The 12448-nt window shown below is 42.0% G+C and carries 8 protein-coding genes and 1 tRNA gene; 6 read left to right on the forward strand and 3 right to left on the reverse strand.

What is annotated here, in order from left to right; genetic code table 11:
• Nucleotides 1–31 precede the first annotated feature (31 nt).
• Both H6G86_RS06290 and H6G86_RS06295 read right to left on the reverse strand, forming a co-directional pair.
• Complete coding sequence (locus H6G86_RS06290; protein WP_190933606.1) at nucleotides 32–481, reverse strand: SRPBCC family protein; 450 nt, start codon at nucleotides 479–481, stop codon at nucleotides 32–34.
• Nucleotides 482–530: 49 nt separating this feature from the next.
• Nucleotides 531–1007 (reverse strand): YdhR family protein, encoded by a 477-nt coding sequence (locus H6G86_RS06295; protein ID WP_190933607.1) that lies wholly within the window; start codon nucleotides 1005–1007, stop codon nucleotides 531–533.
• Between the two features lie 89 nt (nucleotides 1008–1096).
• Between H6G86_RS06295 and H6G86_RS06300 the strand changes: the two genes are divergently transcribed.
• From H6G86_RS06300 to H6G86_RS06325, 6 genes are all read left to right on the forward strand, one after another.
• Nucleotides 1097–1702 (forward strand): TetR/AcrR family transcriptional regulator, encoded by a 606-nt coding sequence (locus tag H6G86_RS06300; RefSeq protein WP_114081570.1) that lies wholly within the window; start codon nucleotides 1097–1099, stop codon nucleotides 1700–1702.
• A 493-nt stretch (nucleotides 1703–2195) separates the two neighbouring features.
• Nucleotides 2196–2269, forward strand: a tRNA-Val gene (locus H6G86_RS06305).
• A 321-nt stretch (nucleotides 2270–2590) separates the two neighbouring features.
• Nucleotides 2591–3787 (forward strand): acyl-CoA dehydrogenase family protein, encoded by a 1197-nt coding sequence (locus H6G86_RS06310; protein ID WP_190933608.1) that lies wholly within the window; start codon nucleotides 2591–2593, stop codon nucleotides 3785–3787.
• Between the two features lie 196 nt (nucleotides 3788–3983).
• Nucleotides 3984–5189 carry a glutathione S-transferase family protein gene (locus H6G86_RS06315; protein WP_190933609.1) on the forward strand — a complete coding sequence of 402 codons (1206 nt, stop codon included), beginning with the start codon at nucleotides 3984–3986 and terminating at the stop codon, nucleotides 5187–5189.
• Between the two features lie 558 nt (nucleotides 5190–5747).
• Nucleotides 5748–7556, forward strand: a complete 1809-nt coding sequence (locus H6G86_RS06320) for an SWIM zinc finger family protein (protein ID WP_190933610.1) — start codon at nucleotides 5748–5750, stop codon at nucleotides 7554–7556.
• 128 nt (nucleotides 7557–7684) lie between these two features.
• The gene (locus H6G86_RS06325; RefSeq protein WP_190933611.1) at nucleotides 7685–11896 is read left to right on the forward strand and encodes a DEAD/DEAH box helicase; all 4212 of its coding nucleotides are present in this window, start codon (nucleotides 7685–7687) and stop codon (nucleotides 11894–11896) included.
• Nucleotides 11897–11948: 52 nt separating this feature from the next.
• Here the strand turns inward: H6G86_RS06325 and H6G86_RS06330 are convergent, their stop codons facing one another.
• A complete protein-coding gene (locus tag H6G86_RS06330; RefSeq protein ID WP_190933612.1) occupies nucleotides 11949–12425 on the reverse strand; it encodes a hypothetical protein in 477 nt (158 codons plus the stop codon).
• Nucleotides 12426–12448 lie beyond the last annotated feature (23 nt).

The raw sequence follows: 12448 nt of genomic DNA on the forward strand, positions 1-12448 counted from the left end.
TTTATACGCATTGTGATTAATATGAAATAGACTAGTCTGCTGTTTTTTCTAAGTAACCTTGTCCAATACTTTCAGCTTCAGCCATTTCCCTGATATTTTCCATCACTCTCGGTAAAACTTTTTTAAACTTTTTGCCGAGAAGCCAACCAAATAAAAATGCCAAGGCTCCTTTAAATGACACTTCGTGAGTAAATGAGGTACTACCTGCATGAATACTCAAGTAGCGATGTACATTTAACTTGCAAAATGGTAACTGAATTGTGAATGTATAACTCTTACCTGGGCTAAACTGCGAAATCGTAAATTTAGAAGTTGTACCTGTTTTCGGTGTTAATTTACCTATCGCACCAAGCTTAAAAGGATTCTCAAGATATGAATCACACAGTTCGGTATCCCATACTGACCAATTATCTACATCAGTCCAAATCGCCCAAATTCTTTCAGGTGTGGCAAACGTTGTGACAGTATTGCTAAACTTCATATGACTCTCTCATCTGGTTAGATACAATGCAGTATGCAAGTTTTTGAGATTATTTAAGCTGACTGATAGGGCCTCGTGTAACGATCGTAGGATCTTCAAGAATATTGAACTTTTTGACTACGATATTACTAATTGCTGAGTTATTTCTCATTCCAACATTGAAAATATTTTCGACATAGTTGTTCAGAGATTTTTCATCTTCAAACAGATAAAACCCACTAGCTTCTTTGTTACCTTCATCAATTGACCAAATTTTCCAGCGTAGTCCTGGTGCTTTGGCGATACGAGGCGCAACATCCTTCATCTGCTTTCTAAAGTCAGACGTGGAGTTGTTGTATTTGAAATTAATCTGAAGGATACGACTAGAAGTTGATGGAGTTGTCTGATTTTCAGCCAATAAATTTTGCGAAGTGACACTCGTCGCACCAGCAAAAGATCCTGCTAGCCCAACTGTACCAACCACAAACATCAAGCGAAGCAATTTCCCTAGCATATTTTTTGCCTTTTGATCGAGATTTGGCAACATTTGAGACACAAAGGACAAAACTGTCGTGAAAAAGTACTATATTGACATTGCCAATATGACATTAAATATTGTCACTGTCAATATAACCTATGAAACCAAAAGATAAATATCATCACGGTAATTTACGTAACAAATTAATTGCAATTGCAACAGAACTTCTGTCAGAAGAAGGCGCTCATAGTTTGAGTTTGCGGAAGATTTCTCAAAGAGCAGGAGTCAGCCATAACGCTCCTTATATGCACTTTGCAGATAAAGAGGCGGTTTTAGCAGCGATCGCAGAAGAAGGTTTTCGGTTGCTGTCAGCGCAAGTAGAAACAGCAATAAAAGAAGTTAATAAAGATACCAAGCAACAGTTGATTGCTGCTAGCAGTGCATACGTCAACTTCGCCTTAGAGCATTCAAATCATTTACAAGTAATGTTCTGTTACTACAATCCAGAGAAATATCCGAGTTTGATCGAGGTTTCACAGACATCCCTAGATCAATTATTTAAAATTGTCCAAGCAGGACAGAAAGACGGAACGCTGATTGCGGGCAATCCTCACGAAATAACCAAAACAATTTGGGCATTGGTACATGGCGTAGCAGCGATTTCTATTGCTTATGAATCAAAGATTATACTTCCAGAAAAAAATTCAGCACAAGAGGTAGTATCCACATTTGTGACGCTGTTGCTGAATGGATTAGCCAGATGAAGTAAGCAACCGCTCTTCTTATAAAGAGTCTATTGCCAATAAAAACAGTTATGTTACGCAATTGTGACTTTGATCATAAATTGAGGTGAGACTCGTTCCAATACTGCTCGGTTAAGAGAAAATAGGTGGTGAGGTAAATAAGAAACTGTTCGCGTGTTTATTACGAGAAAAAATGAGAGAAAAAGCTAGTTTCAGAGATGGTGCAAGTATCTCTAAAATTTGGAATTAAACAATTGAGGGTGAGTAAATCGGCGAAAAAAGATATCAATTTACGGGTTCAAAATGAGTTAGCTCAAATGTCTTGCGAGTTAATCTCCTCTTTGACAAGTTATGATTTCATCCTTGAAGCTCTATTCCATGAAGCTTTATTCTATACATCTTCATAGAGAATTGGTATTACGCACTCAAAACCTAAAACCCCCTTAAAAAAGCTTGGGTCTTTATCTTGTGCGATCGTAAAAGTATATGCTACTATCAATAATCGTGTGGTTAAGGACGTATAGCTCAGTTGGTTAGAGCGCTACGTTGACATCGTAGAGGTCACTGGTTCGAATCCAGTTACGTCCATTTTTGTTGTACATTCAACAATTCGTGAATGTACAACAAAACCAAATTGGTTCATGGTGTATTGTCATCCCAGCAAGTGGAAACATTTGAGCTAGCCAGCATCTATACTTTACCACAGATGCGTAGGTGTACCACTTGCCTACGGCACGCTCCGCGAACGTGGAAGCAAGCTACGCGTAGCGTCTCGTAGAGAAGCACGTCGCAGACATCGCTTCCAATTCTTGGTAACTAGAGAGAGGGTTAAAATAAGTCCTATATTAAGTTTGCAGGAACATCAATTTTTTGTGGGATGAGAGTAAAGTGAGCTTTAAAGGAGTATTTATGTCACAGTTGGAGCAAGCACTGCCAGACACCTTTGTAACCAAAAGCTTAGAAATCCCCAATATTTTCGATCAGGTTGAGGCTCTAGCTAAAGACTTTGCCACCCGTGCAGGCGCACACGATAAAGAGGGTTCCTTTCCCTTTGAGAATTTTACAGCTTTGTCTGAGGCAAAATTACTCAGCCTTACCATTCCCCGTGAATTAGGTGGTGAGGGTTTAGGGCTATCAACTATCTGCCAAGTCATTGAAGGGATAGCACGTGGCGATGCTTCAACTGCGCTAGTACTGACGATGCACTATCTCCAACATGCCAATGCAGCCCGTAGCCGTCGCTGGCATCCAGAAGTATATAAAAGGTTGTGTCGTGAATCCATTCAAGGCATTGCCCTGATCAATGCCGCCCGTGTTGAACCAGAGTTAGGAACCCCAGCTAGAGGCGGATTACCTGCCACAATTGCCGAACGGACAACAGAGGGTTGGCGTTTAACAGGCCACAAGCAATACACTACGGGTAGTCCCATCCTCAGCTACTTTGTGGTTTGGGCGCGGACAACTGAAGATGAACCACAAGTTGGCAATTTTTTGGTTCCGCGCGATTTGCCCGGTTTGCAAATTGTCGAAACCTGGGATCACTTGGGGATGAGAGCTACAGGCAGCCACGATCTGATTTTGGAGAATGTATTAATTCCCTTAGATTACGCCCTGAATATCAGTCCCATATCTGCTGCGCCATCACTTGATCCACTGATTTCCACTTGGGGCAGTTTGACAGTGAGCGCTTTATATCTCGGTGTGGTTACCAGTGCGCGAGACTGGCTGGTTAAATATCTTTGGGAGCGATCGCCTTCTAATCTCAAAGAACCGCTAGCAACTCTGCCACGCTTCCAAACTGCCGTAGGTGAAATAGAAGCACTACTATTTGCTAACAATAGATTAATTTATAGTTTGGCTCAAGATATTGACCGGGGCGAGTACGATCCTAACGTCGGATTACAGGCACAAGCTGTTAAATACCTTACTACAACTAACTCGATTCGTGCTGTGGAGATTGCCTTGGAACTAACTGGTAATCCTGGTATGTTAAAAATAAATCCTTTAGAGCGACACTACCGTGACGTTCTGTGCAGCCGTATCCATACACCACAAAACGATGTTATTTGTCAGTCATTAGGGAAGTCAGCACTGAAAGTCAAGTAATGGAGGAGTGAGGCAGTAATTCTCATTATGAGAATTGCTGTAGAGTTTGAGCTATACCAGATCATTTCAACTTTTTCTTCAAGGAGAAGTGGAAAGAATTGATGGTCGAACCTATCGGTTAAATTAAGCCTTGGTGTAATTGAAAATATTGTAGAGTATAGAATTGCCCTAAGTATTGTCCTACGCAACTCACCCTATGACTACCGCACCCTTAAGCTGGGAAGAACTAGAAGCCCTTACGGACTATCAAATAGATACCGTTAATGGTCTCACCAATGCTAAAGCCCGGTTGCGCTTGTTTGGGAAGCCAGAATCTGATGTGCGGGTAACGCTGTACCGTGATAACCATGCCTGGTGTCCTTACTGTCAAAAAGTTTGGTTATGGTTAGAGGAAAAACAGATCCCCTACCGCATCGAAAAAGTGACAATGTTCTGCTACGGGGAGAAAGAAAGTTGGTACAAACGTAAGGTACCATCAGGAATGCTCCCTGCGCTCGAGCTAGATGGACGGATTATTAAGGAAAGCGATGACATTTTGATCGCTTTGGAAAAAGTTTTTGGTTCATTGAGCCAAGGGATGGAAGACCGCACGGTGCTTTCTCTACGTCAATTAGAACGACTTTTATTTAGAGCCTGGTGCATTTGGCTGTGTTCTAAAGCCGGTTCCTCTCAACAAGAACAACGCAACCGAGAACAATTTATCGCAGTGGTGGCTAAGGTCGAGGAGGCTCTGGGTCGCACCTCAAGTCCTTACTTTCTAGATAGCTTTGGCATCGTCGATGTCATTTTTACGCCATATCTGGAACGGATGAATGCGAGCCTTTACTACTACAAGGGCTACTCCCTGCGATCGCAAAACCCCCGCTTGAGCGCATGGTTTGCGGCAATGGAAAGCCGACCGACCTACTGCGGTACCCAGAGCGACTTTCACACCCACGCACATGATTTGCCGCCCCAGATGGGGGGCTGTTGGGAAAACGGCGAAACCCAGATGCTTCTCAATAAAGCGCGGGTGGATAATGGCCCCTGGTTTGGGCTACCAGATGTTGCTTATCCAGAACCCGAAAACTCGCGCATGGAAGCTCTTAAGCGAACCATCGAGCATCGCATCAATATTATCCGAGTCAACCCCTTAGATGATAAATTGTTTGATCAAGCTCTACGTTGTGCTTTAACACACATGATGACAGGTGAAGACTGTGTACCTCCATCGGGAGCTGATGTCGCTCTCCGATATTTGCGCGATCGCATTAATGTACCGCGAGATATGTCCATCTACGCAGCCAAGCGATTGAGGGAATCCCTGGAAAAAACCGCAGCCCTTGCAGGTGATGGGCAGCCAGACCCCATTCCCACTAAGCATCGACGAGATCAAGACCCGTCTAACTTTGTCATCAAGTAGGATTCAGCACCCATCCTGGCAGATCGCGCTCCTCTCTCTCAAAAACTACGGTGTACACACAAGTCTTTAAGAGTTGTGCCACAATCTTTTGATCCGCCCAACCCCCCTTTTTAAGCTATCCATTATAAACATCTTTCTTAATATTTAAAAGGTTTGCACCATAAGCCTTTCAAGCCTGGGTTCACAAACTGTAACAATCCTTTTTGACAGGCTTATTGATAATTAAAAATTCAAAAATCCAAGCATAGTAAGGATTGAAGCAATTTCTCACAACAGTGTTGAGAAAGATCCGGGTAATGGAAAGCCTTTATAAGGGGAGGGTTAGGGTGGGGTAATCTGAGGACTGGTAGTGATTCGATAACTTGTATGTACACCGTAGCCTTTTAGGAGAGAGGCTTTGAATTTTTCCCCCTTCGGAAAGGGGTTAGGGGGTTAGGTTTATTTGCATACTTGTACTTTACCGGATTGAAAATAGCTATAAGCGCTCTAATGTGGAGCAGACACAAGAGAAAATAAAGACAGTTTAAACGTAAGCTAAAAATAAAATACTTGGGTGCCATGTCGATTCCAGGAATTTCTGAAGCAATAATCCGTCATAACTCCAATGCTTCATCCTACAGTCGTGGTGAAGAATATTATCGCAGGGGTGCGATACCTTCGGTGAGCTTCGCTAACGCTGAACTCAAAAAACGAGGTAATCTGATTCAGGCAGAGATAGAGGGTAGCGAAATTACACCATATCAAGTCAGTATTCATTTTGATGCAGGTGGAATTACCTCAGCTTGTTGTACTTGCCCTTATGATTATGATGGTTGGTGCAAACATATCGTTGCTACCTTATTAAGCTGTTCGCGTCAATCAGAGATCATTGAAGAACGTCCAACACTAGAACAATTATTAAATCGTCTTGATCTTCTTCAAACTCAGCGATTACTGCAAGAACTGGTGGAAAATAGACCAGAAATAATTGATGATATTGATGAGTTTGTAAGTTTGATAGACTTGCCAAAACCAAAAACCAAACAGTCTTCTACCCGTCAAAGCAAAATTGACACATCACCTTTTCGCTCTCATGTCAAGCGGATTTTGCGGGATGGATTGAAAGAATTAGAGTATGGTTCAGAAGAAGACCCCTTTACAGATGATTTGCTAGCTGTAATTGAGAAAGCGCGAGAGTTAGCAGAAAATGGAGATGGCAATAATGCGTTAGCGAAGCTTACCGAAGGTATCGCAATTCTCGAAACTATTACCGAAACTTATGCCCAAGAATGGGACGAGTTACTAGATTACGGTGGAGACAGTTATTCCATCGCAGAACCTCTTGATAGCGCCTGGACAGAAGCAATTTTGTGTGCAGAAATGTCTACAGGAGAAATAGTAGATTTGCAGTTGATGTTGGAATCATGGCAAGACGAAATCAGTGCAGACTTTAGTATGAGTTTAGAAGCATTGCGTCAAGGCTGGGATTATGAACCACTGCAACAGATCATGCAAGGAGATGATACCGCAGAACTTTGGGAAAATGAACGACCAAGCTTTGCTGATGATTTAGCATTGATTCGCTTGCAAATTCTTGAACGTCAAAATCGTTATACAGAGTATTTAAATCTAGCTTTAGCAGAAGAAATGACTCTGCAATACCTAACGCAATTAGCAGCTTTGGGAAGAGTAGAAGAAGCCATGTCTGCGGCTAAAATCCTGATGGAAAAAGCAGAAGAGGGTTTTGCCTTAGCAAAAATATTGCGAGAAGATGGGTATTTAGTTGAAGCGTTAGAAATATGCCAAGCTGGTATCAGCTTAACAGGTAACTGTTTATATGAATTTGCTACTTGGACAAGTGATTTAGCCCAAGGATTAGAAGATAATGCCACTGCCTTAACTGCCAGCATCATTGCTTTTAAAATCAGACCATCGTTTCGAGACTATGGTAAAATTCAAGACTATGCAGGAGAAACTTGGTTGACGCTCAAACAAGATTTACTGCAAACACTACGAGATCAGCCAGATTGGGGAATAAAAGAAGCTCAAGTTGATATTTTCCTCCATGAAGGATTAATTGATGATGCAATTAAAACAGTAGAAAGAGATAGTTACTATGCTTCAGAACTAGTTCATAGAGTCATGGATGCAGCAGTTTCCCATCGTCCAAAGTGGGTAATTGATAACGCTCGCAGACGGGCAGAACCAATTATGGAACAAGGAAAAGCTGACCGTTATGACGCTGCGGTTAATTGGCTCAAAAAAGCAAAAGCTGCGTATCTTCAACTAGGACAAAAAGCTGAATGGTCTGCTTATCGCTCACAACTAGAAGCGGCTCATGGACGTAAACGTAAATTAATGGAATTATTTAAAAAACTGAATAAATAGTAGTCTGTCAAGCTAACTTTGACGGGTGAGACACTTCTTAAACATCTCTTTTTTCTCTGATTCTGTGCCCTCTGCGCCTCTGTGGTTCGTTACTTTACCCTTCAAACTTCACTTAACAGACCAATAGTATGATTAATTTAGCAACTGATACCACAAAATTACAAATACAACTTGCGGATAAATATTTCAAATTACATCCTTCAATACAAAAAATTATCCAATTATTTTCGGTAATTTATGCACCGATAGACAAAAATTCATTCGTAAGTTGTCTTAGTAAAATTGACGCTTTAGATGAAAACAATAAACCTTGGGCTACTAAAACCCTCAGTTTCCAAATTGATAAATTGTTAAAAGCAGGCTTGTTAATACAGGAAAGCAGGCAAGGTGCTGAATGTCATCCTTTACTCACAGAAATAGCTACTCGCCATACTGTACAAACCGGACAGTTTGAAATCCTCGTCACAGCAGTAGAGGAAAAGCTACCAATACGTACTCACTGGAACAGAGATTCTCGGATATTCTACAGCTTACGCCAGTGTATCAGAGAAATCCGCATTGGTATTTATCGCCAAGACCTTAGTTTTATTAATCAGCAAATTGAAGATTACCAGAAGTACAGTGATAGCGAAGAAAAAATAGTAATAGAAGATATCTTTGAGCAGATATACAATAATCCATTTGATGCAGATTGGTTTAACACCCTTCCACAAGGATTATATGAAAGTGGTATATCCAGTATCCTCTTCAATTCAGCCTTAAAATTATCTGCTTCTGAAGATGCGTTGATGCTGCTGGAAGAAGAATGCTCTACACCTGGAAAACATTGCTCAGATTATCTACATCTGATTTTGACAGAACAACTGTTGTTACAGGGTTGTACCCAAGAAGCACAAGAAAGTCTGGGGCGTATATCAAATGAATATCAAAATAACGCTGCGATCTTTTGGGGTTGGTTAAGTTTTCTGCGGGGTGATAATGAACAAGCCATCAAATATTATAAAGATGCCCTGAAAGCCATCAAAAAGGCTACAGGCAAACGCCAAATATATTTCAATACAATTGGGGGCTTATTTTTTATCCTCGCACTTTTAAAAGATGGTTCAGCACAAAGCTTCCGGGAAGCAGAAGAATATACCAGTTTGATGTCCCGTCAATCAGATCATTGGCTCAGGTTCACTTATGGCAGACTGAAAATGGTACTGCAAGTCCACCAAGGTGATATTACTCAAAAACAATTTGTAGTCAGCGGTCATATTTCTTCCGTGGAAGAAGAAAATAGCTTACAAACCTTGTTTTGTTCGCTATGCCTTTACTGGATGGATGCTGAGAGTGCTAAAAAACGCTTACCTAATTTACTAGAACCATTGTATCGGCGATCGCTCGCCTCCGGTTATCACTGGTTGGCTATGGAAACCGCAGAACTCCTATCCAGGCTCAAACCTAGTAGTAACTATAATAAACTAGCAGAGGCACTGCGAGAAGATAGCAATATCCAAACTATCGTAGACTTAATTCGACCCCAAGAAGCTTGGGAAATGTGCCTTAATGCCCTAGCAAATCTTCAAAAAGAACCACAAACACCAGGAAAACCAGAATCCGAACTGCGTTTAGCATGGTTCATAACCTTCTATCCCAGCAGATGTGTCTTACAATCACGAGAACAAAAAGTTAATGCCAAAGGGGAGTGGAGTAAAGGTCGCCCCATAGCCCTCAAGCGTCTGAATAGTGCATTATCTGAGTTTGATTACATCACACCCCAAGATATGCGGGTATGTAGTTGTATTGAGGTATATAGTGAAGGCTATTACGGCAAAGTTGATTATACCTTCGGTGAAAAAGCCATCTCTGCTTTAATTGGACACCCGTTGGTTTTTTGGGAAGATACACCTAATATCCGTGTAGAAATTGTTAAAGGAGAACCGGAACTACTGGTTAAAAAAGAAAAACTTGGCCGTCTCACCTTGGAATTTTCTCCCAAATTACCAGAATCACAGAATATTCTGCATATCAAAGAAACCCCAACCCGCATCAAAGTCATTGAAATTACTGCCGAACACAGACGCATTGCAGAGATTATTGGTATAGATAATAAATTAAATGTGCCTGCGATCGCAGAGAAACAAGTTTTAGCAGCCATTAATGCCGTCTCTGGCATCGTCACCGTACATTCTGACATTGGTGGCGGTTCAGAAGGTGCAGAAGAAGTACCCGCCCAGACTCTACCCCATATTCATCTTTTACCTGCCAATGCCGGCTTGAAAATCAGCCTTTTGTCACGTCCCTTTGCCCAAGGTGGCCCCTACTACCGTCCTGGTGCAGGTGGTGAAACTGTAATTGCTGAGATTGACGGTAAACGTCTCCAAACCAGACGAAATCTGTCTGAAGAAAAGCAACTTGCCAAAGACGCTATAGCCGCCTGCGCCACCTTGACTCAAACTGAAGAACAAGATGGTGAATGGATTATAGACGATCCAGAAGACTGTTTAGAACTGCTGCTAGAACTGCAAGCGCTGGGAAATAACGTAGTCATAGAATGGCCACAAGGAGAAAAACTGCGTGTTAGCCACAATGCCGACTTGAAAGACTTTAATTTATCAATTCAACGTCAGCAAGACTGGTTTGCAGCCACTGGGGAATTGAAATTGAATAACGACCTAGTGCTGGATATGCAGCAACTACTAGAACTACTGGAGAAAACCCCCAGCCGTTTTATCCCCCTTGGTGATGGTCAATTTCTGGCTTTAACTCAAGCTTTTCGCAAACGCCTCGACGAATTGCGGATGTTTTCAGAAAAACATAGTAAAGGTATTCGTTTTCACCCCTTAGCAACATTAGGGTTAGAGGATTTTGTCGATGAGGTAGGTAAGGTAAAAGCAGATAAACACTGGAAAACACATATTCAGCGTCTCCATGAGGTCAAAAACCTCCAGCCGGAACTACCATCTACCCTTCAAGCAGAACTACGTGACTACCAGATGGAAGGCTTCTGTTGGCTGGCGCGGCTAGCACATTGGGGTGTGGGCGCTTGTTTAGCAGACCAAATGGGACTCGGTAAGACCTTGCAAGCATTGGCGGTCATTCTCAGAAATGCCCATGAAGGGCCAACCCTAATTATTGCCCCCACTTCTGTGTGTATGAATTGGGTGAGTGAAGCACAGAAGTTTGCCCCAACTCTCAATATTATTCAATTTTCTGGTGCTAACCGTCAAAAATTATTGGATGGGTTACAACCTTTAGATATGTTGGTATGCAGTTATGGTTTATTACAGCAAGAAGAAGTAGCGCAAATGCTTTCTCAGGTACAGTGGCAAACAATTGTGCTAGATGAAGCCCAGGCGATTAAAAATATGACCACTAAACGTTCTCAGGCAGCCATGAACCTAAAATCTAATTTTAAGTTGCTGACTACTGGGACTCCCATTGAGAATCACCTGGGTGAGTTGTGGAATTTGTTCCGCTTTATTAATCCTGGGTTATTGGGTTCTTTTGAAAGCTTCAATCAACGCTTTGCTACCCCCATTGAAAAATATCAAGATAAACTTGCACGTAATAAACTCAAAAAACTGATTCAACCATTTCTGTTGCGGCGGACAAAAAATCAGGTGTTAGAAGAGTTGCCATCTCGTACCGAAATTCTCCTTCATGTAGAGTTAAGTCGAGAGGAAAAAGCATTCTATGAAGCGTTGCGCCGTCAGGCCATATCTAAACTTACCGAAAGTGATGCAGAAGCAGGAAAGAAACATTTGCAGGTTTTGGCTGAGATTATGAAACTGCGTCGCGCTTGCTGTAATCCCAGCCTCGTTATGCCTGGTACTGAATTACCCAGTTCTAAGTTGCAACTTTTTGGTGAGGTGCTAGGTGAACTGCTGGAAAATCGTCATAAAGCGTTAGTGTTTAGTCAGTTTGTTGACCATTTGCACATCATCCGCGATTACCTCGAACAGCAAGGTATTAGTTATCAATATCTAGATGGTAGTACTTCAGTGGCAGAGCGCAAAAAACGGGTCGATGCGTTCCAAGCTGGTTCAGGGGATGTATTTCTCATTAGTCTCAAAGCAGGGGGGACAGGACTGAATCTAACTGCGGCTGATTATGTCATCCATACAGACCCTTGGTGGAATCCCGCAGTGGAAGACCAAGCCTCAGACCGCGCCCATCGCATTGGGCAACAACGCCCGGTGACAATTTATCGCTTGGTAGTAAAGGATACTATCGAAGAAAAAATTGTGGAATTACATCACCACAAACGAGATTTGGCAGATAGTCTGTTGGAAGGTACCGAGATGAGTGGCAAGATATCAACAGAAGCCTTGCTACAGTTAATTAGTGAAAGTTAGCTGCTTAAAAGAAATTGCGTAGGCGTAGCCCGTCGTAGACATCGCACTTCAACTAAAGAGCATATTCCAGCAATCGTTCCCACTCCCAATGCCAAGCAGTCTCTACCAATATTTCTTTACCGTTGGTGAATTGAATAAATTCTTGCCCGTTGTCATAAAACACATCAGCAACTAGCCGATTACGCACATCATATCCCCATTTGGAAACTGCGGCATTCCACCACCTTTGACCTGCCGATTGCAATAGCGGTAGTTCCATGTATTCATCACGCCATGCCACAGGTTTCCATTGCTCCTGCAAAACTCGAATTAAAATAGCGTTTGGGAAAACCTCTCTTTCCTGTCCTTGTAACCACAGTATGTATTCAATTGTTCTTCTCAAAGCATCTTCTAACCCATAAGTGCAGTCTTCAAGGGCAGTTTGGACTCCATCAAGGGAAAAATTTACCCCAATGGCTACTAATGCTCGTTCGTATTGCTTGAATATCTCATATTCACCTGAATCTTCTTCTTCTGACCAGAACCACACACTTAACACACCTCCTGAACAAT

The sequence above is a fragment of the Nostoc sp. FACHB-133 genome, assembly GCF_014698055.1.
In the GTDB taxonomy this organism is placed as follows: Bacteria; Cyanobacteriota; Cyanobacteriia; order Cyanobacteriales; family Nostocaceae; genus Nostoc.